The following is a 21,811-nucleotide window of genomic DNA, read 5'->3' as shown; positions in this document are numbered from 1 at the left end:
CGGCTCCCGGACGGGCCCGGGCGGGGTCACCCCCGCCGCGCTCACGCCGAGGCCGGGCGCCTCACTCGTGCATGGCCTACGGCCGACCCGGCAGTCACCCGGCCGACCCTAGTCCATCGGAGCCGTCCGCTGCCACGGGTTTCGCTCCTCCAGCTGCCGCGCCAGATCCAGGAGTTGGGACTCCGCTCCGGGGCGGCCCACCAGCTGCACGGCGCACGGGGTGCCGGAGGGGAGAGTTCCGTACGGGACGGACATGGCGGGCCAGCCCGTCAGGTTCCATGCGGGCGTCAGGGGCGAGTAGTTCGTGTTCGCCAGCACGTTGCTCAGCCAGCCCCGCTCGTGCCAGGGGCCGGCCTTCGGGGAGCGGCGGGCGAGCGCGGGCGTGAGCAGCACGTCGTGCTCGGTGAAGAACGGCTCCAGTCGCCGGCGCAGCTGTTCCCGGCCCGCCCCGGAACTCACGCTGCGCAGGAACGGCCGCCCGAGCCGGGCGTGGACGCGGGTCCGTCGCGTCAGCAGCCGGGGGTCGAGGGGCCGGGCCTCCGCGGCGGTGCCCGCCGTCCAGTGGGCCAGGGACGTCGTGGCGAGTGACATCGGGTAGGGCGGGTCGGCGCGCCGGACCTGATGGCCCGCACGCATCAGCAGCCCGGCCGCGTCCCGGGCGGCCGCCGCGTACGGACGGCTGATGGTGACGCCGGCCAGCGGACTGCGCAGAGACACGGCGATCCTGAGGACGCCGGGCGCGGCCACGGGGCCGGGTTCGGTGCCCGCCAGGACCGAGAGCATCAGGCGGGCGTCCTCGACGGTCGTGGCGAGCGGCCCGTTCTCCGACAGGCCGAACCAGGTGCCGTCCCCGTCACCGGTCGGGACCACCCCCTGTCCCGGCTTGATCGTGACGAGGCCGCAGTTGGCAGCCGGTATGCGCAAGGACCCCATGCCGTCGTTGCCGAGGGCGATCGGCACCATCCCGGCGGCGACGGCGGCCGCGCTGCCGCCCGACGAGCCGCCCGCCGAACGCGTGGGGTCCCAGGGGTTGCGGGTGATGCCCAGCACGCCGTCCGTCGTGCCGAAGACGCACAGTTCGGGGACGTTCGTCAGCCCCACGACCACCGCGCCCGCCGCCCGCAGCCGGGCCACCGTCACATGGTCCTGCGCGGCCGGCGTCCGCGGTGTCGCGGCCGAGCCGATCCGCCGGGCCTCGCCGCGCACGGCGAGGTTGTCCTTGACGGCCACGGGCACCCCGGCCAGCGGCAGTTCGGCGAAGTCGCCGCGCGCCGCCACCTCGTCGGCTTCGGCCAGGGCCGCCTCGGCGCGCACCGCGCGGAAGGCCCCGACCCGGGCGTCGAGCCGCTCGATCCGGTCCAGGTGCTCGGCGACCACCTCGCGGGGCGTCACCCGCTTCTCGCGTACGGCGGCGGATATCTCGGCGGCGGTACGGCCGGCCCAGGTGGTCACAGCGGCTCCTCGGAGGGGAGAGGGCGGACTTACTGACGAGTACGTAGGGAGAACTGTGCACCCGTGGAGGACCGTGCGTCGAGGTCGCCGACCATGCCGGTGCCGGGCCGGCACCGGAGGGGGGCGGGGAATCCGGTGCGACCGGTTCAGCGCAGACGGCGCTCGAAGAAGGCCTCCGTGACGTTCATCGAGGGCGCCCACCCGGGCCCGAACGTATGCCCCTCGCCGGTGACCGTACGGAGCTCTACGTCCTTGCCCGCCTTCTCGAACACGGTGGCGGCCTCGCGTGACCACCGGAGGGGGCAGGTGCCGTCCGCGGTGCCGTGCTGGATCAGCAGCGGTTCGGTCATGCGGTCGGCGTGGGTGAGGGGCGTCACCCCGCGCCAGAAGGCCGGATTCTCCTCCGGCGTGCCGTGCTTCTCCTCGATCTCGGTCACCACGGGGTCGCCGTCGGGCCGCTGGAAGTGGTCGATGTTCTCCTCGGGCCGTGCGCTGACGGGGGCGTACGCGACCGCCGCGTCGAACAGACCGGGCGCCACGACCAGCGTGTTGTAGACGACCCCGCCGCCCATGGACCGGCCGAACAGCCCGATGCGGTCGCCGTCGATCTCGGGGCGCCCGGAGTCGCGCAGGGCCAGGGCGGCGCCGATGACGTCCTCGGTGTAGCCGAGGCGCAGGTTCACGTTGTTGTCCGGGTCCTTGTCGGAGCGGGCGTGGTTGCGGTAGTCGGTGTGCAGGACGACATAGCCGCTGCGGGCCAGGCGGTCCTGCTCGCGGGGCATGCCCTGGCCGCTGAAGTAGACGTCCGGGTCGATGTAGCCGTGCGCCAGGACGAGCGCCGGGAAGGGCCCCTTGCCCTCCGGGATGTTCATGATCCCCGAGATCGTCAGGCCGTTCGCCTCGTAGGTGACGGCGTAGCGGGTGTAGGCGGAGGTGCGGTCGAGCACCGCGCCGAGGCGCAAGGAGGAGCCGGTGTGCTCGCGCCCCATCAGGGCCTGGAGGGAGACGGGGTCGGCCGGGGTGGGGGTGGGCGTGCCGCGGGGGCTCTCCGAGGTGGCCCGGGCCGGCGACGCGGTGGCATCGGGCGCGCCGCCCTCCGTACCGCCGGTGCAGCCCGTCGCGACGGCCAGCAGCAGTCCGGCGGCCGCGCAGGCGGTGCCCCGAAGCCGCATACGGTCAGTGTGACCCCGCCGCGCACGTGACGGTAGGCCCGGCCCGTCCGCTCCCTCTGCGCCCCGGGCGGCCCCGTCTTCGGCGCCTTCCTCCGGCTGGTGGTCGACGAGGCCCGCCCCACCACCGTCCTCGGCACGGGGGCCGCCGATCTGGAGCGAAGCCGTTCGAGCCGGTGACGCTCCGGCCGCGGAGCGCCTGGCGGGCAGCTGGAGACGCAGGTCACGTTCGTCCGTGTCACATCGTGATGAGCCGCTGCCTCATAGGGGTGTACGCACCGACAACGGCAGAGGAGCTCACCATGAGCGCACGACTGGACGTCTTCGCCATCCCGAGCGCGAGCAAGGTCGTCAAGCAGTTCTCCTCCCTGGGGCGGCTGGTCGTGGAGTCACCGCTGCCGGCCGCCACCCGGGAACTCGTCTCGCTCCGCACGAGCCAGATCAACGGATGCGCGGTCTGCATCGACATGCACACCAAGGAGGCCACCGCCGCGGGTGAGAGCGCCGTACGTCTCCATCTGGTCGCGGCCTGGCGGGAGGCCACGGTCTTCACCGAGGCCGAGCGCGCCGCGCTGGAACTGGCCGAGCAGGGGACCCGGATCGCCGACGGTTCCGGCGGGGTCCCGGACGAGGTCTGGGAGCGGGCCGCCAAGCACTACGACGAGGAACAGCTCATGGCGCTGGTGACTCTGATCGCCTTCATGAACACCGCGAACCGGCTGAACGTCATGCTCGAGCAGCCGGCGGGCGACTACCAGCCCGGTCAGTTCCAGTAACCGCGAAGCACCGGGACCTGGGACAACACCTGGTGCCGCGGCAGGCACCGTTTGCCCGTCAAGGAGCCGCGACGGGGGCGAACGGTGCCTGCCGCGGCACTAGGGGCCGAGCTGCGCTCGCAGCCACTCCTCCACCTCGCCGACGTGCGCGGCAGCCGCCGTGCGGGCCGCCTCCGGGTCGTGGGCCGCCAGGGCGCGGTGGATGGCGGCGTGTTCGCGACGGGTGCGGGCGAAGGCGCCCTCCTCCTGGTAGCCGCGCCAGACGCGGGCGCGGAACGTCCGCGACGACAGGCCCTCCAGGATCGCGGCCATGGTCTCGTTGCCCGCGGCCGCCGCGATCTCCCGGTGGAAGGCCAGGTCGTGGGCGAGGATCTCCTCCGGATCGTCCGTGGCGTTCATCGCCGCCAGGTGCTTCTCCACCTCGGCCAGCTGATCCGCGGTGATCCGCGCGGCCGCCAGCGCCGTCGCAGTCGACTCCAGGACCCGCCGGATCTCCAGCAGCTCCACCAGTTGCGGGCCACGCGACAGATCCGCCACGACACCGAAGGTCTCCAGCAGGTCGCCGGCCTCCAGCCGGGTGACGTAGATGCCCGAGCCGTGCCGGGCCTCCAGCACGCCCAGCACCGTGAGCGCGCGGATCGCCTCCCGCATCGAACTGCGGGAGATGCCGAGCTGGGCGGCCAGATCGCGCTCGGTCGGCAACCGCTGGCCCGGCTCCAGGCGGCCCTCGCCGATCATCGCCTTGATCCGCTCGATGGCGCGCTGCGTCACGGTGCCCTTCTGCGGGGCTGTCTCGTCGCCCATGCCACTCCTCCGATCACAGCGCTCCGGCGCAGTCTAGCCAGCAGAGTGGTCGGACCACTATGAGCCAGAAGTGGGAAAAACTGCCCGCTGAGGTGTTCCGCACCTGGCAAGTGGTCTGATAAATATGCGGGATCTGCTGGAACACCGGTCGGATGGGAGCGCCCTGAGATGCCCGGCAGCACAGTGCGGAAGCGGAGCACGTCCCGGAGCCTCGGCGTCCCGGCCCTGGCCGCCGGAGTCGGCGACGGCACCGGCGAGGTCGGGAGGGTGCTGCCCCTGCTGCCTTCGCCCTGCTGATCGCCCGGGGCGCCACCGGCCACGCCCAGGCCTGACCGCACCCCGACCGCACCCGACCCGAAAGGACCTCCGTGTCCCCGACGCCCGCCCGCATCACCGCGGTCGACACCCACGACATCCGCTTCCCCACCTCGCGCGAGCTCGACGGTTCCGACGCGATGAACCCGGACCCCGATTACTCGGCGGCCTACGTCGTGCTGCGCACGGACGCGTCCGACGGGCACGAGGGGCACGGATTCGCCTTCACCATCGGGCGGGGCAACGAGGTGCAGGTCGCCGCGATCGAGGCGCTGCGCGGACACCTGGTCGGCCGCGACCTGGACGAGCTGTGCGCGGACCCCTCCACCCTCGACCGCGACCTGATCGGGGACAGCCAGCTGCGCTGGCTCGGCCCCGAGAAGGGTGTGATGCACATGGCGATCGGCGCCGTCGTCAACGCCGTGTGGGATCTGGCAGCCAAGCGCGCCGGACTGCCGCTGTGGCGGTTGCTCGCCGAGGCCGACCCCGAATGGATCGTCCGCCAGGTCGATTTCCGGTACCTCACCGACGCCCTCACCCCTGAGGAGGCCCTGACCCTCCTGCGCCGGGGCCGGCAGGGCGCCGCGGAACGCACGGCCCGCCTGCTGGAGCGCGGCTACCCCGCCTACACCACCTCGCCGGGCTGGCTCGGGTACGACGACGACAAGCTCACCCGGCTCGCGGCCGAGGCCGTCGCCGACGGCTTCCGGCAGATCAAGCTCAAGGTCGGCGCCGACCTCGACGACGACATCCGCCGCTGCCGCGTGGCGCGTTCCGCCATCGGCCCGGACCTCCGCCTGGCCGTCGACGCCAACCAGCGCTGGGACGTCGAGGAGGCGATCCGCTGGACGAAGGCCCTAGCCGAGTTCGACCCGTACTGGGTCGAAGAGCCCACCAGCCCCGACGACATCCTCGGCCACGCGGCGATCCGCCGGGCCGTCGCCCCCGTGAAGGTCGCCACCGGCGAACACGTGCAGAACCGGATCGTCTTCAAGCAGCTCCTCCAGGCCGGCGCGCTGGACGTCGTCCAGATCGACGCGGCCCGCGTCGGCGGCGTCCCCGAGAACCTCGCGATCCTGCTGCTCGCCGCCAAGTTCGGCGTGCCGGTCTGCCCGCACGCGGGCGGTGTCGGCCTGTGCGAACTCGTCCAGCACCTGTCGATGTTCGACTACGTGGCCCTCACCGGTACCACCGAGGACCGCGTCATCGAGTACGTCGACCATCTGCACGACCATTTCCTCGACCCGGTGGTGATCCGCGAAGGCCGGTACACGGCACCCACCGCGCCGGGGTTCTCGGCGGCCATGCGGCCCGAGTCGCTGGCACGGTACACCTACCCGGGCGGCGAGTTCTGGGCCGCCGACCTCGACGCGACGAAGAAGGAGCAGCCCGAATGAGCGACTTCGAAGGTCTGAAGGCCCTGGTGACGGGCGGCGCCTCCGGCATCGGCCGAGCCACCGCAGAGCTCCTCTCCGCGCGCGGCGCCCGCGTCGCCGTCCTCGACCTGGACCCGTCGCCGCTCGACAGGCCCCTGCTCGGCTACCGCGCGGACGTCACCGACGACACGTCCGTACGCGCGGCCGTCGCCACCGCGGTCGCCACCCTCGACGGCCTCGACATCCTGGTCAACAACGCCGGCATCGGCGCCCAGGGCACCGTCGAGGACAACCCCGACGACGAGTGGCACCGCGTCTACGACGTCAACGTGCTCGGCATGGTCCGCACCACTCGCGCCTGCCTGCCCCACCTGCGCTCCTCCGCGCACGCCGCGATCGTCAACACCTGCTCCGTCGCCGCCACCGCGGGCCTGCCGCAGCGCGCCCTGTACAGCGCCACCAAGGGCGCCGTGTACTCCCTCACCCTCGCCATGGCCGCCGACCACGTCCGGGAGGGCATCCGCGTCAACTGCGTCAACCCGGGAACCGTCGACACCCCTTGGGTCGGCCGCCTCCTCGACGCGGCACCGGACCCGGCCGCCGAACGCGCCGCCCTGCAGGCCCGCCAGCCCACCGGCCGACTGGTCTCCCCGGCCGAGGTCGCGGGCGCCGTCGCCTACCTGGCCGGCCCTCTGTCCGGCGCCACCACCGGCACCGCACTCGCCGTCGACGGTGGCATGCAGGGTCTGCGACTGCGCCCGGTGGCCCGGTGAACCGGCTCGGCGACAGCGGCGTCGAGGTGAGCGCCCTGTCCTTCGGCGCCGCCGCCCTCGGCAACCTGTACACCGAGGTCGGCGAGGAGCAGGCGCACGAGGCCGTGGACGCCGCCTGGCAGCGGGGCATCCGCTACTTCGACACCGCCCCGCACTACGGCCTCGGCCTGTCCGAACGCCGCCTCGGCGCCGCCCTGCGCGACCGGCCCCGCGACCGGTACGCCGTCTCCACCAAGGTGGGCCGCCGCCTGGAACCCTCGGACGGCGGCGGCGACGATCTGGCGGGTGGCTTCGCCGTGCCAGCGACCCACCGCCGGGCGTGGGACTTCAGCGCCGACGGCATCCGCCGCACACTGGAGTCCAGTCTGGAACGCCTCGGCCTCGACCGGGTCGACGTCGTCTACCTGCACGACCCGGACGAGCACGCCGAGTGGGCCTTCCGCGAGGGCTACCCGGCGCTGGAGAGGCTCCGCTCCGAGGGCGTGGTCGGCGCGATCGGCGCCGGAATGAACCAGGCCGATATGCTCACCCGTTTCGTCCGCGACACCGACGTCGACGTGGTCCTGTGCGCCGGCCGCTACACGCTGCTCGACCAGAGCGCCCTCACCGGCCTGCTGCCCGCGGCCCGTCGACGCGGCACGTCCGTCGTCATCGGCGGCGCCTTCAACTCCGGCCTGCTGGCCAACCCCGAACCCGGCGCGAGGTACGACTACACCGTCGCACCCTCCGAACTGGTCGACCGCGCCCTGCGTCTGAAATCCGTCGCCGGCCGCCACGGCACCACGCTGCGCGCCGCCGCCCTGGCCTTCTGCGCCGCCCACCCGGCCGTCGCCAGCGTCCTCGTCGGCGCCCGCTCGGCACGCGAAGTGCGCGACTGCGCCGACCAGTTCGACGCCCGGGTACCCGCCGGGTTCTGGCAGGACCTGCGCGCCGAGGGCCTGCTGCCCGCCGACGCACCGGTCCCCGGCGGGGCGCCGGAGGAGCCGTCATGACCGTCGTCGACGCCCACCACCACGTGTGGGACCTGTCCGTGCGGGACCAGGACTGGATCACCGGACCCGAACTCCTCCCGCTGCGCCGCGACTTCGCGATGAACCACCTCGAACCCGAGGCGAGAGCGGCCGGAGTGGCCCGTACGGTCCTCGTCCAGACGATCACCGTGCCCGAGGAGACCCCGGAGTTGCTGGCCCTTGCCGCCGAACACGACCTGATCGCGGGCGTCGTCGGCTGGACCGACCTCACCCACCCCGGCATCACCGACGAACTCGCCCGGCTCCGCGCCCTCCCCGGCGGCCGGTACCTCAAGGGCATCCGCCACCAGGTCCAGGGCGAACCCGACCCCGAGTGGCTGCTGAGCCCGGACGTACGCCGCGGGCTGGCCGCCGTCGCCGACGCCGGGCTGGTGTACGACCTGGTGGTGCTCCCGCACCAGCTGCCCGCCTGCGTCCGGGCCGCCGCCTCCTTGCCCGGCCTCACCTTCGTCCTCGACCACCTGGGCAAACCACCCGTCGCCTCCGGCGCCCTCGAACCCTGGGCGACCGGCCTGCGTGCCCTCGCCGCCCTGCCCAACACGGTCGCCAAACTGTCCGGCCTGGTCACCGAGGCCGACCTCACTTCCTGGACGGCCGAGGACCTGCGCCCGTACGCCGACGTGGCCCTGGAGGCCTTCGGGCCCGGGCGGCTGATGTACGGCTCGGACTGGCCGGTGTCCACCCTGGCGGTGACGTACGGCGCCACCCTGGACCTCACCCGCCGGCTGACCGATCCGCACGACCACACGCAGATCCTCGATGCCACCGCCACTCGCGTCTACGGCCTCTGAAGCGGCTCCGCCAGCCGCGTCGGCGGCAGGAACTCCCGTACGAACGTCCGCTCCCAGCACGCGCCCGTCTCCCGCAGCTCGCGCCACGTCGTGTAGCGGTACCGGAACAGGCGGGCGCGCAGGTACCGAGGGGGCCGGTCCGGCGGGAACGGCGAGCGGCGCAGCAGCCTCAGGGTGTCCCGGTCGTTCTCCAGCAGCCGCTCCACCAGCGTCCCGAACCAGGGGTCGGCGTAGGCGGGGGAGAGGGCCGCGAACCACATCAGCCAGTCGAGCCGCAGATGGTAGGGCGCGAACTGGCGTGGCCAGCGCCGGGGATCGCCGGGCTTGCCCTTGAACTCGTACTCCAGCCAGCCCGAGTCCGCACGCGGCACGTCGTCCGCGGTGCCCTCCACCACCACCTCGTACCGCACCCGGCTCACGCTGCCGAAGGCCCCGTAGGTGTTGACCAGATGGAGCGGGTCGAAGGAACGGTTCATGACCTGGCGGCGCGAGAGCATGTTGCGGACCGGCTGGTAGCTGAGGCCCACCAGCAGCGCGGACACCGCGAGCACCACCACGGCGTACCAGAGCGGGGCGCCGGGCACGTCCGGCGGATCGGCCGGGAACCGCACCGCCGACAGCGCCAGCACGATCGTGATCCAGTTCAGCCAGGAGAAGTTGCCCGACAGCACCAGCCACAGCTGGGTGACGATCATCAGGGACGCGGCGGCCGTCGCCACGGGCTGAGGGGTGAACAGCAGGAACGGCACCACGAGCTGGGTGAGGTGGTTCGCGGCCACCTCCGCGCGGTGCGCGGGCCGGGGCAGATGGTGGAAGAACCAGCTCAGCGGGCCCGGCATCGGCTGGGTCTCGTGATGGTGGTCCAGGCAGGTGAGCTTGCGCCAGCACGCGTCGCCGCGCATCTTGATCAGCCCCGCGCCGAACTCGACCCGGAACAGGATCCACCGCAGCAGGAACAGCACGACGACCGGCGGCGCCACCTCGTCGTTGCCGAGGAACACGGCGAGGAAACCGACCTCCAGCAGCAGCGACTCCCAGCCGAACGAGTACCAGGTCTGCCCGACGTTGACGATCGACAGGTACAGCACCCACGGCACCAGCCACATCAGCATGGCGCCCCACAGCGGCAGCAGCGAGTCCAGCCCGGCCAGCAGCGCCGCCGCCACCGCGCAGCCCACCCAGGCGCACAGCGCGAAGAAGCGGTCCGAGTAGTGCCACTGGAACAGGCTCGGCGCCCGCCCGAACGGCACGCGCTCGACGAACCGCGGGACCGGCAGCATGCCGCGCCGCCCGATCAGCGCGCGGAACTGGAGCGCCGCCGTCAGGAACGCCACCAGGTACACGGCGGCCAGCGCCCGCTGGAAGACCAGCCGGGTCAGCCAGTAGTCGGATGCGGTGAACCACTCCACGGCCGCGGGGCCTCCTTCCGGTGCGGGCGCCCGATCCGGGTGTCACGCTCCGTGCAGCGCCGCTCCGGTTGCGTGACCCAAGTGAGCGAAGCAAACAATAGTGATGAATGGCCCGAAACGGGTCGAGTGAAGCGGGAGGACGAGGTGCGGACACCCACCGGGACCTTCGTCCTGGCCTGCGTGCTCTCGGCGGCGCTCCTCCTCACGGGTTGCGGCGGCGACACCACCCGTCACGGCGACACCACCCGTCACGGCGACACCACCCGCCGCGGCGACGACGTGGGCACCGGTGGTGAACTCTTTCTCCAGCCGGCCGCCGCTCCGGGCCCCGACCCCTTCACGCGGTCCACGGCCCTCCCGGCGGTTACCCCGCCCCCCGGCCCGCGAACACCGGCCGGCGCCGGCCGGGCCCTCGCCGCCTCCAGCGGACCGCGCTCCCTCTCCGGCGGAACGCCCGGCCTGTACGGCGGCACCGAGCGGTCCGGCAGCTGTGACATCGGCCGGCAGATCGGTCACCTGACCCGCGCCCCCGAAAGGGGCCGCGCCTTCGCCGAAGTCGCGGGCATCTCCCCGGCGTCCGTCCCCGACCGCGTGCGCGCACTGACCCCGGTCGTGCTGCGCGCCGACACCCGCGTCACCGGCCACGGCTTCCGGGCCGGACGGATCACCCGCTACCAGTCCGTCCTCCAGGCCGGCACCGCCGTCCTGGTCGACGACCGGGGTGTGCCGCGCGTCCGCTGCGCCTGCGGCAACCCGCTCCGCCCGCCGGGCGAGCTGCGCGGCACGCCGGTCACCCGGGGCACCCCCTGGCCCGGCTACCGGCCCGGTGGGGTGGTCGCCGTGACCCCCGCCCCGCGGGCCCTCACCGACTTCACGATCATCGACGTCACCGCCCGGACCTGGATCGAACGCCGTACCGGCCACGACGTACGCCACGACCGGGCCCTGCCGCCACCGGCCTGGGCGACCAGACCCCCTGAGCCGGCCCGGCCGCCGTCCCCGCGGCGGACCCACATCCCGCCGGAAACGGACCCGTACCCGGACCCCGGCCCGGGCGGCGCGTCCCCCTGGGACGTGAGTCTCCCGGACACGGACGCCGACATGGACGGGGACATGGGCGTGGACACGGACTCGGGCGGGGACATGGACGCGGCCGTGCCACCGGCCGGCGAGACCGCCCCGCTTCCCGACCGGCCGGCTGCCCCGGAGGACCCCGGTGGCCCCGACGAGGTCGGACCCGACGCCGTCCCGGACAACCCCGATCCGCCCGACGGCGGCGGGTTGATTCCCGGTGACCGGGCCGCCACACGCATCCCCGGCAGCCCCACGGACGTCTTCCCCGACTGAGGGCCCGATCCGGCGGAGCGGCTCGTACACTCGGCACATCCAGTCGAAGAATCGGACGAATCCTGGCAAGGTGGGCCCATGGCTGATCGGGGAGCGAGCGCCCTGTCCCTCCCGGACGACTGGCCCGCCCACCCGGACCCGATCCTCGCGCTCAACCGGATGGGCAGCTTCGACTGGGACCTGGACACCGGCCTGATGCAGATGGACGCCCAGGCCCACGAAGTCCTCGACGTGCGCCCCGACGAGTACGACGACCACCCGGAAACCCTCGCCAAGCGTGTCCCGCCCGACGAGTCCCGGCGTCTGGACACAGCGGTCTCCCAGGCACTGAAGGACGGCAGCGAGAACTACGGCGCCTACTTCCGCATCCGCCGCCGCGACGGCACCCTGCGCTGGACCCACACCCAGGGCTACATCCGCCGCGACGACACCGGACGGCCCCGCCGCATCATCGGCATCGTCCGGGACGCCACCCGGGAACTCGGCGAGAGCGACGCCCGCCGCGACCAGGCCGCCCAGGACGACGCCCGCCGGGAACAGACCAACGTCGTGGAACTCACCACGGCCGCCCTCGCCCACGCCCGCACCGTCCAGGACGTCATCGACGTCCTCAAGGACACCCACGGCCTCACCCACCTGGGCGCCACCAGCCTCGTCATGGGCCTGGTCGAGGCCGGCCGCATCCGCCTGGTCGCCGAGGGCCCCTCGGACAGCTTCGTGCCCGGCACCCGCGTGACGCGGATCGACGAGCCCTACCCGATGAGCGAGGCCGTACGGACCCTCGCCCCGTGCTTCATCGAGTCACCGCAGGAGTTCGCCGAGCGCTACCCGATCCTGTGGCCGCACATCACCGACCTCGACATCACCTCGGCGGCCTATCTGCCGCTCATCGTCCAGGCCCGGCCGATCGGCGCGATGGGCCTGCTCTACAGCGACCGCTACGGGTTCACGTCCGAAGAACGCAACATCCTCGTCGCCCTCGGCAGCAGCATCGCGCAGAGCCTGCAGCGGGCCATGTTCTACGAGCAGGAGATGGACCTCGCGCAAGGCCTCCAGCAGGCCATGCTGCCCCGGACCATCCCGAGTGTGCCCGGCGCCGACGTCGCCGTGCGCTACCGTGCCGCGACCATCGGCGGCTCCGTCGGCCGGGACATCGGCGGTGACTGGTACGACCTGATCCCGCTGCCCGGCGGCCGGGTCGGCGCCGTCATCGGCGACGTCCAGGGCCACGACACGCACGCGGCCGCCGTCATGGGCCAGTTGCGCATCGTGCTGCGCGCCTACGCCGCCGAGGGGCACCCCCCGGCCACCGTCATGGCCAGGGCCTCCGTCTTCCTGCACGAGCTCGACACCGACCGCTCCGCGACCTGCCTCTACGCGGAGGCCGACCTGTCCACCGGTGTGCTCCAGATGGTCCGGGCCGGCCACATCGACCCGCTGGTGCGCCACACCGACGGGACCTGCCGCCGCATCACCGTCCCCGGTGGGCTGCCGCTCGGCCTGTCCGCCGAGTTCGGCCGCCTCGACTACCCCGTGGGCACCATAGAGCTCGACCCCGGCGACACCCTGCTGCTGTGCACCGACGGGCTGGTGGAGCAGCCCGGCGCCGACCTCGACGACGGCATGCGTACCCTCACCGCGCTCGTCGACACCGGCCCCGAGGACGTGCGGGACCTCGCCGACCGGCTCATCGACGTGGCGGCCGAGCGTGGTGGCGACGACGACGTGGCGCTGCTCCTGCTGCGCCGGCGCGGCCCCGAGGGCCCGCGGTCCGGCCGCCGGCTCCAGCGGCGCGTGGCCCCCGGCGACCCCGGGGCCCTCGCCGAGGCCCGGCACATGATCCGCACCGCTGTCACCGGCTGGGGAGCGGGCGAGCGCGCCGACGAGATCGAACTGGTCGCCGACGAGCTGATCACCAACGCCCTGATGCACACCGAGGGCTCCGCCGTCGTCACCCTGCGGGCCTTCACCGGCTCCGAACGCAGGCTGCGCGTCGAGGTCGAGGACTCCTCCAGCGCCCTGCCGCGCCGCCGGGAGGCGGGCGACTCGGGCGTCTCCGGGCGGGGCCTGCTCCTGGTCGAGCTGCTCACCGACGTGTGGGGCGTGGAGGCGCGGGGCGGCGGCAAAGCCGTGTGGTGCGAGTTCGTGGTGCCCGACCACGACTGACCCCGCGTGGCACTCTGGACCTATGCCGGAACTCCCCGAGGTCGAGGCGCTCAAGGACTTCCTGACCGAGCACCTCGTCGGCCACGAGATCGTACGCGTGCTGCCCGTGGCGATCAGCGTCCTGAAGACGTACGCACCGCCCCTGTCCGCGCTGGAGGGCCACGAGGTCGCCGCCGTACGCCGGTACGGCAAGTTCCTCGACCTCAGGACCGCGGACGGCCCGCACCTGGTGACGCACCTGGCCCGCGCGGGCTGGCTGCACTGGAAGGACCGCCTCCCCGACGGCCCGCCCCGCCCCGGCCGGGGCCCTCTCGCGCTGCGTGTGGCCCTGGAGACCGGCGCCGGGTTCGACCTGACCGAGGCCGGCACCCAGAAGCGGCTCGCGGTGTACGTCGTGGGCGACCCGCAGGAGGTCCCGGGCGTCGCCCGGCTCGGCCCGGACCCGCTCGCCGACGACTTCGACGAACCGCGCCTCGCGGAACTCCTGGCCGGTGAACGCCGGCAGCTCAAGGGCGCCTTGCGGGACCAGAGCCTGATCGCCGGCGTGGGCAACGCCTACAGCGACGAGATCCTGCACGCGGCGAAGATGTCGCCCTTCAAACTGGCGGCGTCCCTGAGCGAGGAAGAGACCGGGCGGCTGTACGCGGCCCTGCGCGACACGCTCACCGGGGCGGTCGAACGCTGCCGGGGCGTGGCGGCCGGGCGGCTCAAGGCCGAGAAGAAGAGCGGACTGCGCGTCCACGGCCGCACCGGCGAGCCCTGCCCGGTCTGCGGCGACACCATCCGCGAGGTGTCCTTCGCCGACTCCTCGCTCCAGTACTGCCCGACCTGCCAGACGGGCGGCAAGCCGCTGGCGGACCGCAGGATGTCCCGCCTGCTGAAGTGACCCGGGCCCGCGTCACCGGGAGGGCGGCGACCACCCGAAGAGCAGGATGGTCGCGTCGTCCCGCAGCCGGCCGGCGGGCTGCCGCATGGGCCGGGTGCGCAGGCGCCGACGAGAAGGGGGGGAAGGCGACGTCGGTGAGGGGCGGACGGATGGTCAGCTCGGCTGGAGTTGCCACAGGACGTCGCCGGCCGCCGAGCGGATCTCGTAGCGGGCGATCTCCCCCGGATGCAGGGAGGAGCTGGCCATCACGGGGTCGTCGTGACCGGGCCCGTGCCAGCTGGTCGCGGTCTCCTCGGTGCCGTCGCGTCCGACGATCACCAGGTGGCAGGCGCGCGGACCCGAGGCGCCCTTCACCTTCAGCTCCACCTGGCTGCCCGAGGCCTCGTCCTCCGCGGTGACCTGCGCCCACACCCCCGTGCGCGTGTCGGTCGCCGCGAGGGTCCGGGGCTCCTCGGCGCTGCCCTCGGCCATCATCGCGATGCCCGGTACGGATGCCGCGAAGACCACCGAGGCGGCCAGGGCGAACAGCAGACGCCTGCGTCCGGCCCGGCGCCGGGTCGCCACCTCGGCCATCAGCGCGTCCAGCATGCGCGGCCCGGGCTGCGCCATCGGGTGCACGAACCGGGGCGTCGACCGCCGGTACAGCATCAACTGCCGTGCCGTCGGGCCGAATTCCGTCACCTCTGCGGCGCACCGAGGGCACTCCATGAGGTGGTCCTCGAAGCGGAAGGCCTCCGCCTCGTCCAGCACGCCGAGCGCGTAGGCCGCGACGTCGCGATGCCTCTCCAGGGACCTCATGCCGAATCCTCGTACCGTTGGGTGCGGGTGGGGTTACTCCTTGCTCCCACCGGTACGGACCAGGCAGCGGAATCACTCAAGCCGGTGACACAATCGCAACCAAAGGATTCGGAGCCCTCCGGCCCCCGGATTGGTCCGGGGCCGCAGAAATCTAAAAAAGATGGATCGCGAGGTGTCCCAGCGGCAGTCCGAGCTGCCAGGCGGGCGTCCAGACCTTGGGCCCCTCGTCCTCCCCGACCACCGGAGCGCCCCCCGGCACCGCGTTCAGATCGGGTGCGAGCAGCTCCGTCTCCTGCAACCAGCGCCAGGCCTCCTCCGCGAGGCCCAGGTCCGGCGCGGGGCGGCCCGGCCGGGCGGCGCCGGCGAGCTCGGCCAGCCGCTCGCGTACCCACTCCTGCCACGGCTGGTCGTACGCGGTCAGCGACAGCCACGTCTCCAGCTGGGTGACGACCCGGATACCGGACAGCTCCCCGTCGGTGTCGGACAGGAAGATGGTCAGCGCCAGGGCATCACGCCCGGCGCGGAACTCGAAGGACGTCGGCGGCATCAGATCGCCGGTCCGCAGCAGCTCGTCGGCGATGTACTCGGCGTACAACCATGCCATGGGGACGGTCAGTTCGCCGTCGGCACCGTCCGTGCTCCCCTGCTCTCTGTCCAGCATCCCTTCCTGCCTTCCTCCGGTACGTGCGCGTCGCCCGACACCGGGCCCCGGGGGACGCTGACGGCCCCCTCCGGAACACGGATGAGAACAGCCGATTACTCAACCGGGGTCATCGGCAAGGCGCTTTACGGAGGCTTGACCCATCCATTGGTTTCACCGCAGGTCGGCGGCGTATCCCGGTAGCACCCTGCGCAGGGCGCGCAGCGCGTAGTACGCGCGGGACTTCACGGTACCGGGCGGAATCCCCAGGGTCGCCGCGGCTTCCGCCACACTCGCCCCCTGGAAGTACACGAGCACCAGGACTTCACGGTGCTCCGGAGTGAGTGTCTTCACAGCCTGGCGGACGTCGAGCATCGCCGCGGCCCGGTCGGCGTGGTCGGACATGACCCGCGCGTTCTCCAGCACCGCGTCGCCGACCTCGGGCGGCCGGGCCTGCCGGGCGCGCCGGGCGTCGATCGCGAGCCGCCGTGCGACGGTCATCAGCCAGGGCCGTACGGAGTCGAAGTCCTCGGCGCGCAGGGCCTCGGGGTGCTGCCAGGCGCGCACCAGCGTCTCCTGGACCAGGTCCTCCGCGCGCTGCCGGTCGCCGTCGCAGAGGCGCAGCAGCAGCGCGAAGAGGGGCCGGCCGTGCTCCCGCTGCAGTGCGGCGAGCTCGTGCTCGGCGGTCGTTCCGTTCGAGAGAGTGGATCCGGCCGTCATGGCCGTATGCCACCGCAGGGCGTGGCCCCGGCACAGGGCACGTACCCGGCTGTGCGGCGGACGGTCGATCGCGTCGACGAACGGTTCGACGAACGGTCGGGTGCCCGGCCATGTGGGTGCCGGAGGGGCTGATGAGCGTGTCGGAGTCGCGTGGGACGCCGCATGCCTTCTTTCCTGATGGTGTGTAAATACGACCACAACGCCCACAGTGGGGTGAATGCATGCTCGCACGCAGTCGACAGATCGCCCTGGCCCTGACCGTCGTCCTCGCGGCAGGCGCCGCCTGCCAGGCCCGCGGCCCCGAGAAGCCCGACCGCGGACGCCCGGCACACGCCGCCGCCGGGCCCCGCGGGTTCACACTGGTCGCCTCCGGTGACGTCCTCCCGCACAGCTCGATCATCGACCGGGCCCGCTTCGACGCCGGCGGCACCGGTTACGACTTCCGGCCGATGCTCGCCGGGATCCGCTCCGTCGTCTCCCGTGCCGACGTGTCCCTGTGCCACATGGAGACCGTCTACGGCGCGGACGGCGTCTACACCGGCTACCCCACCTTCAAGTCCCCGCCCGAGGTGGCCCGGGCCCTCGCCGTCACCGGCTACGACGGCTGCTCCACCGCCTCCAACCACACCCTGGACGACGGCGCCGACGGCATCCGCCGCACCCTCGACGCCCTCGACCGCGCGGGCGTCCGGCACGCCGGATCGGCACGCAGCGAGGAGGAGGCACGCACGGCGACGGTCCTCCGAGCGGGCCCGGCCGAGATCGCCCACCTCGCCTACACCTACGACACCAACGGCTTCCCGTTCCCGGACGGGCAGCCCTGGGCCGTCAACCTCATCGACGAGGCCAGGATCATCGAGGACGCCCGGGCCGCGCGCCGGGCGGGCGCCGACGTCGTCGTGGTCTCCCTGCACTGGGGCACCGAGTGGCAGGACACCCCGGACGGCCGGCAACTGTCCCTCGCCCGGAACCTCACCACCGCACGCACCGGGGGCCGCCCCGACATCGACCTGATCCTCGGCACCCATGCGCACGTCCCGCAGGCCTACGAGAAGGTCAACGGCACCTGGGTCGTCTACGGCATGGGCGACCAGATCGCCGGCGAGATGACCAACCACGAAGGCGCCAAGGACCCGCGCGGCAACCAGTCCACCCTCGGCCGCTTCACCTTCGCACCTCCCGCACGACCGGGCGACCGCTGGGAGGTGACGAAGGCGGAGTTCGTCCCGCAGCTCTTCGACGTCGACGCCGGCCGGGTCGTGAACCTCAACCGGGCGATCGCCCAGGGCGCCGACGTCCGGGCCGTCCGGGACCGGATCCGCGACGTCGTGCTCAGCCGCGGCGCGGCCGGGGACGGACTGGTGATGGGGGAGTAGCGCCTGCTCCGGCCGCTCCGGACCGTGCTTCGGCCATCGCGGGAAGGCCCCCGTCGAAGGCGTGAGAAGTCGTCACAGCGGCCTCGGGCCCCGGCGGGCCCCCTGTCTGCCGACCGGAGACCCGGGCCCCGCTACGGCACCACCGTCACCGGCCACCGCCCCGCCTTCACCAGGCGTACCGCCACCGAGCCGACGATGCGGTGGCCCGCCTGCTCCGAGGCGCCCACGACCACCGCGTCCGCCTTGAGTTCGTCGGCCGCCGTCACCAGGCCGTGGTACGGGTCGCCGCGGAACGTGTGGAACTCCCAGCGGACCTCGAACATCCCCTTGAGCCGCTCGGCCGCGTCCCGGATCTGCGCCACCAGGTCCTCGGCGATCTCGTCCGTCGCACCGGGCACCGGCGCCCCCAGCGCCGCGCCCGCCGCAAGCACCGGCTGCACGTACACCACGGCGAGCAGCGCGCGCTGCCGCCGGGCCAGGCCTGCGGCATAGGCCGCCGCCCGCAGGGAGGAGTCGGAGCCGTCCACCCCGGCCACGATCACCTTCGGCCCGTCCGTGCCCCGCTCGAACCGAGGGGAGTGCTGTTCCGTCACGCCGCGAGGCTATCGGAACGCCCTGGTCCCCCCGCCGGGGCGGGAGCGCTCGACGGGCGAGGAGGCGCGGGTGTTCCTAGAGTCGAAAGCATGAGCGTCATCGCGGACACCGGGACGGCCGACGACACCTCAGGCGCGATACGGCCGCCCCGCCGGGAGCACGGCTCGCTGAGCCGGGTCCCCGAGGGCTTCGCCGTCTTCTTCGCGGCCCTCGGTCTGCTCTGCGCCCTGCTGGCGCTGATCCCCCCGCTGCGCACCGGACTGCGCCCGCTCGTCCGCTTCCTGGACCTGCTGCTCGTCCCGGTCAGCGCCAACCTCGCCTACGCCGTCTTCCTGTTCCTGCTCGCCGCCGCGACCGGCGCCCGAAAGAGGATCGCCTGGTGGCTGGTCGTCGTCTACCTGGGCCTGCTGGTCCTCACCGACATCCTCGGCATGGCCGTCGGCGAGTTCGCCGAGTCCGTCCCCTCCTTCGCGGTGTGCGGCCTCGCCCTGGTCCTGCTGATCGTCGCCCGCGGAGAGTTCTACGCCGCCTCCCGCCGTGCCGCCGTCCGCCGGGCCCTCGCCGTCCTGGTGGCGGGCCTGGCCGTGGCGATCCTGGTCGGCTGGGCCCTGGTCGAGGCGTTCCCGGGCAGCCTGCCCGGGAACGAGCGCCTTGCCTGGGCCGCGAACCGGGTCTGCGGCGGCCTCGTGCCCGCCGGCAGCTTCGACGGCCGCCCGCCGCACGCCCTGTTCTTCCTGCTCGGCCTGTTCGGCGCGCTCGCCCTGCTGAACGCCGCAGCCACCCTGTTCCGCTCCCAGCGCCTGGAAGCCGCCCTGCACGACGACGAGGAGGCCCGCATCCGCGCCCTCCTCGGCCGCTACGGCGACCAGGACTCCCTCGGCTACTTCGCCACCCGCCGCGACAAGGCCGCTGTCTTCTCACCCAGCGGCAAGGCCGCCGTCACCTACCGCGTGGAGGCCGGCGTGTGCCTGGCCAGCGGCGACCCGGTGGGCGACCGGGAGGCCTGGCCGCACGCCATCGCCGCCTGGCAGGAGGTGGCCCGCCGCCACGCCTGGGTCCCGGCCGTGATGGGTGCCTCCGAAGAGGGCGCCCGGGCCTTCGTCCGCGCCGGCCTCGGCGCGCTCCAGCTCGGCGACGAAGCGATCCTGCACGTCCTCGACTTCGACCTCGACGGCCGCGACATGCGCGTCACCCGTCAGGCCGTCAACCGGGTCCGCCGGATGGGCGTCACCTGCCGCGTCCGCCGCCACTCCACCCTCTCCGAGGAGGAGATGCGGCAGCTCGTCGAACGCGCCGACGCCTGGCGCGACACCGAGACCGAACGCGGCTTCTCCATGGCCCTGGACCGCCTCGGCGACCCGGCCGACGGCGACTGCCTCCTCGCCGAGGCCCTCGACCAGGACGGCCGGCTCCTCGCCATCCAGTCCTTCGTGCCCTGGGGCAAGGACGGCGTCTCCCTGGACCTGATGCGCCGTGACCGCGCCGCCCCCAACGGCGTCATGGAGTTCATGGTCGCCGAACTGTGCGCCGCCGCCCCGAAACTGGGCGTGCGCAAGATCTCGCTGAACTTCGCGGTGTTCCGCTCCGTGTTCGAGGAGGGCGCTCGCATCGGCGCGGGACCCGTGCTCCGCCTCTGGCGCCGTCTGCTGCTGTTCTTCTCCAAGTGGTGGCAACTGGAGGCCCTGTACCGCTCGAACGCCAAGTACCACCCCGGGTGGTACCCCCGCTTCCTCTGCTACGCGGAGGCCGCCTCCCTCGCCCGGGTCGGCCTCGCCTCCGGCATCGCCGAGGGCTTCGTCTCCGTACCGTCGATGCGCAAGTTGTGGGGAAAGGGGCACCCGAAGGGCGGGCAGCGGCCCGCCACCACGGAGGGGCTGCCGTCGTTGGCGGCGCTCGGCCTCGCCGGAGGGGACGGGACCGAGCCCGCCGACCCCCTCTCCGGCCTGTCCGACCAGGTCCGCGTCCGGCACCACAAGCTCGGCCGGCTGCGCGCCGACGGCACCGACCCCTACCCGGTGGGCATCCCGGCCCGCACCCACACCCTCGCCGAGGTCCGGCAGGGCGAGCAGGTCGCCGTCGCCGGCCGGATCATGCTGGTCCGCGACTTCGGCGGCATCGTGTTCGTCGTCCTGCGCGACTGGTCGGGCGACCACCAACTCGCCCTCACCCGCGACCGCTCCGGGCCCGCCCTTGACCGCTTCACCGCCGACACCGACATCGGCGACCACATCACCGTCACCGGCCAGGCGGGCGTCAGCGACAAGGGCGAGCCGACCGTCTTCGTCACCTCCTGGCAGCTCACCGGCAAGTGCCTGCGCCCCCTGCCCGACAAACGCCGGGGCCTCGCCGACCCGGAGGCCAAGGTCCGCCGCCGCTATCTCGACCTGGTCGCGAGCCCCGACGCCCGCGAGGTGATCCGCGCCCGCTCCACCGCCGTCCAGGCCCTGCGCCAGGGCCTGCTGGAACGCGGCTACCTCGAGGTCGAGACGCCGATGCTCCAGCAGATCCACGGCGGCGCCAACGCCCGCCCCTTCACCACCCACATCAACGCCTACGACCTCGACCTCTACCTGCGCATCGCCCCCGAGCTGTATCTGAAGCGGCTGTGCGTGGGCGGCCTGGAGAAGGTCTTCGAACTCGGCCGCACCTTCCGCAACGAGGGCGTCTCCTACAAGCACAACCCCGAGTTCACGATGCTGGAGGCCTACCAGGCCTTCGCGGACTACGACGTGATGCTCGACCTCGTCCGCGAACTCGTCCAGGGCGCCGCCACCGCCGCCTTCGGCAGGCCCGTCGCCCACAAGGACGGCAAGGAGTACGACATCTCCGGGCAGTGGCCCGTGAAGACCGTCTACGGCGCCGTCAGCGAGGCCCTGGGCGAGGAGATCCACCCCGGCACGGAACTGCCCGGGCTGCTCCGGCTCTGCGACCGCGCCGGCGTGCCGTACACCGCCGACGACGGCCACGGCGACGTCATCCTGGAGATGTACGAGCGGCTCGTGGAGGAGAAGACCCGGCTGCCCACCTTCTACAAGGACTTCCCGACCGAGGTCTCCCCGCTGACCCGGCAGCACCGCACCGACCCGCGCCTCGCCGAGCGCTGGGACCTCGTCGCCTTCGGTACCGAACTCGGCACCGCCTACTCGGAGCTCACCGACCCCGTCGAGCAGCGCCGCCGCCTCACCGCCCAGTCCCTGCTCGCCGCCGGGGGCGACCCCGAGGCGATGGAACTCGACGAGGACTTCCTCGACGCCCTCGAGTACGCCATGCCGCCCACCGGCGGTCTCGGAATCGGCGTCGACCGGCTGGTCATGTTCCTCACCGGATTGACGATCCGCGAGACCCTTCCCTTCCCTCTGGTGCGCCGCCGCTGACCCACCTGCGTGGG

19 protein-coding genes are annotated in these 21,811 nt (G+C 73.1%); 11 read left to right on the top strand and 8 right to left on the bottom strand.

All coding sequences use genetic code 11. The annotated features are described in order from the left end of the window. Positions 1-108 precede the first annotated feature (108 nt). Both ACFU3E_RS26440 and ACFU3E_RS26435 read right to left on the bottom strand, forming a co-directional pair. Complete coding sequence (locus tag ACFU3E_RS26440) at positions 109-1,452, bottom strand: amidase (protein WP_384163082.1); 1,344 nt, start codon at positions 1,450-1,452, stop codon at positions 109-111. A 146-nt stretch (positions 1,453-1,598) separates the two neighbouring features. Further along, positions 1,599-2,624: an alpha/beta hydrolase family protein gene (locus tag ACFU3E_RS26435; RefSeq protein WP_384163079.1), complete on the bottom strand. Its 1,026-nt coding sequence runs from the start codon at positions 2,622-2,624 to the stop codon at positions 1,599-1,601. A gap of 299 nt (positions 2,625-2,923) precedes the next feature. Here ACFU3E_RS26435 and ACFU3E_RS26430 point away from each other — a divergent pair, with 299 nt between their 5' ends. Next, positions 2,924-3,397 (top strand): carboxymuconolactone decarboxylase family protein, encoded by a 474-nt coding sequence (locus tag ACFU3E_RS26430; RefSeq protein ID WP_384163076.1) that lies wholly within the window; start codon positions 2,924-2,926, stop codon positions 3,395-3,397. A gap of 99 nt (positions 3,398-3,496) precedes the next feature. Here ACFU3E_RS26430 and ACFU3E_RS26425 read toward each other — a convergent pair whose 3' ends face one another. Then, positions 3,497-4,201: a FadR/GntR family transcriptional regulator gene (locus ACFU3E_RS26425; RefSeq protein WP_384163073.1), complete on the bottom strand. Its 705-nt coding sequence runs from the start codon at positions 4,199-4,201 to the stop codon at positions 3,497-3,499. Positions 4,202-4,369: 168 nt separating this feature from the next. On the opposite strand from ACFU3E_RS26425, the gene ACFU3E_RS26420 reads away from it, so the two are divergent. The 5 genes from ACFU3E_RS26420 (at position 4,370) to ACFU3E_RS26400 (ending at position 8,487) form a co-directional block, all read left to right on the top strand. Next, positions 4,370-4,498, top strand: coding sequence for a hypothetical protein (locus ACFU3E_RS26420; RefSeq protein ID WP_384163070.1), 129 nt, complete (start codon positions 4,370-4,372; stop codon positions 4,496-4,498). 71 nt (positions 4,499-4,569) lie between these two features. Beyond that, complete coding sequence (locus ACFU3E_RS26415) at positions 4,570-5,913, top strand: L-fuconate dehydratase (RefSeq protein ID WP_384163067.1); 1,344 nt, start codon at positions 4,570-4,572, stop codon at positions 5,911-5,913. Next, positions 5,910-6,665 (top strand): SDR family NAD(P)-dependent oxidoreductase, encoded by a 756-nt coding sequence (locus ACFU3E_RS26410; protein ID WP_384163064.1) that lies wholly within the window; start codon positions 5,910-5,912, stop codon positions 6,663-6,665. Before ACFU3E_RS26415 ends, ACFU3E_RS26410 begins: the two co-directional genes overlap by 4 nt. Then, positions 6,662-7,657: an aldo/keto reductase gene (locus ACFU3E_RS26405; RefSeq protein ID WP_384163061.1), complete on the top strand. Its 996-nt coding sequence runs from the start codon at positions 6,662-6,664 to the stop codon at positions 7,655-7,657. The genes ACFU3E_RS26410 and ACFU3E_RS26405 overlap by 4 nt, the downstream gene beginning before the upstream one ends. Further along, on the top strand, positions 7,654-8,487 hold the full coding sequence (locus ACFU3E_RS26400; RefSeq protein ID WP_384163058.1) for an amidohydrolase family protein: 834 nt from the start codon (positions 7,654-7,656) through the stop codon (positions 8,485-8,487). The genes ACFU3E_RS26405 and ACFU3E_RS26400 overlap by 4 nt, the downstream gene beginning before the upstream one ends. Here the strand turns inward: ACFU3E_RS26400 and ACFU3E_RS26395 are convergent. Then, entirely contained in the window at positions 8,475-9,896 is a 1,422-nt protein-coding gene (locus ACFU3E_RS26395) for a lipase maturation factor family protein (RefSeq protein ID WP_384163055.1), read from the bottom strand. The genes ACFU3E_RS26400 and ACFU3E_RS26395 overlap by 13 nt on opposite strands. Before the next feature lie 144 nt (positions 9,897-10,040). Between ACFU3E_RS26395 and ACFU3E_RS26390 the strand changes: the two genes are divergently transcribed. From ACFU3E_RS26390 to ACFU3E_RS26380, 3 genes are all read left to right on the top strand, one after another. Next, the gene (locus tag ACFU3E_RS26390; RefSeq protein ID WP_384163052.1) at positions 10,041-11,243 is read left to right on the top strand and encodes a DUF6777 domain-containing protein; all 1,203 of its coding nucleotides are present in this window, start codon (positions 10,041-10,043) and stop codon (positions 11,241-11,243) included. A 78-nt stretch (positions 11,244-11,321) separates the two neighbouring features. After that, positions 11,322-13,409, top strand: coding sequence for a SpoIIE family protein phosphatase (locus tag ACFU3E_RS26385; RefSeq protein WP_384163049.1), 2,088 nt, complete (start codon positions 11,322-11,324; stop codon positions 13,407-13,409). A 22-nt stretch (positions 13,410-13,431) separates the two neighbouring features. After that, on the top strand, positions 13,432-14,295 hold the full coding sequence (locus tag ACFU3E_RS26380; RefSeq protein WP_384163046.1) for an Fpg/Nei family DNA glycosylase: 864 nt from the start codon (positions 13,432-13,434) through the stop codon (positions 14,293-14,295). A 153-nt stretch (positions 14,296-14,448) separates the two neighbouring features. Here the strand turns inward: ACFU3E_RS26380 and ACFU3E_RS26375 are convergent, their stop codons facing one another. The 3 genes from ACFU3E_RS26375 to ACFU3E_RS26365 form a co-directional block, all read right to left on the bottom strand. After that, complete coding sequence (locus ACFU3E_RS26375; RefSeq protein ID WP_384163043.1) at positions 14,449-15,093, bottom strand: zf-HC2 domain-containing protein; 645 nt, start codon at positions 15,091-15,093, stop codon at positions 14,449-14,451. A gap of 151 nt (positions 15,094-15,244) precedes the next feature. Then, the gene (locus ACFU3E_RS26370; protein ID WP_384163040.1) at positions 15,245-15,754 is read right to left on the bottom strand and encodes a hypothetical protein; all 510 of its coding nucleotides are present in this window, start codon (positions 15,752-15,754) and stop codon (positions 15,245-15,247) included. 153 nt (positions 15,755-15,907) lie between these two features. Further along, a complete protein-coding gene (locus ACFU3E_RS26365) occupies positions 15,908-16,453 on the bottom strand; it encodes a sigma-70 family RNA polymerase sigma factor (RefSeq protein ID WP_384163037.1) in 546 nt (181 codons plus the stop codon). Between the two features lie 221 nt (positions 16,454-16,674). Between ACFU3E_RS26365 and ACFU3E_RS26360 the strand changes: the two genes are divergently transcribed. Beyond that, complete coding sequence (locus tag ACFU3E_RS26360; protein ID WP_384163034.1) at positions 16,675-17,829, top strand: CapA family protein; 1,155 nt, start codon at positions 16,675-16,677, stop codon at positions 17,827-17,829. 131 nt (positions 17,830-17,960) lie between these two features. Here ACFU3E_RS26360 and ACFU3E_RS26355 read toward each other — a convergent pair whose 3' ends face one another. Beyond that, a complete protein-coding gene (locus tag ACFU3E_RS26355; RefSeq protein WP_384163031.1) occupies positions 17,961-18,422 on the bottom strand; it encodes a universal stress protein in 462 nt (153 codons plus the stop codon). Positions 18,423-18,512: 90 nt separating this feature from the next. Here ACFU3E_RS26355 and lysX point away from each other — a divergent pair, with 90 nt between their 5' ends. Next, positions 18,513-21,797, top strand: a complete 3,285-nt coding sequence (lysX, locus tag ACFU3E_RS26350) for a bifunctional lysylphosphatidylglycerol synthetase/lysine--tRNA ligase LysX (protein ID WP_384163028.1) — start codon at positions 18,513-18,515, stop codon at positions 21,795-21,797. Positions 21,798-21,811 lie beyond the last annotated feature (14 nt).

The organism is Streptomyces sp. NPDC057424 (genome assembly GCF_042803315.1).
GTDB lineage: Bacteria > Actinomycetota > Actinomycetes > Streptomycetales > Streptomycetaceae > Streptomyces.
This window is presented reverse-complemented; position numbering and strand designations above follow the sequence as displayed.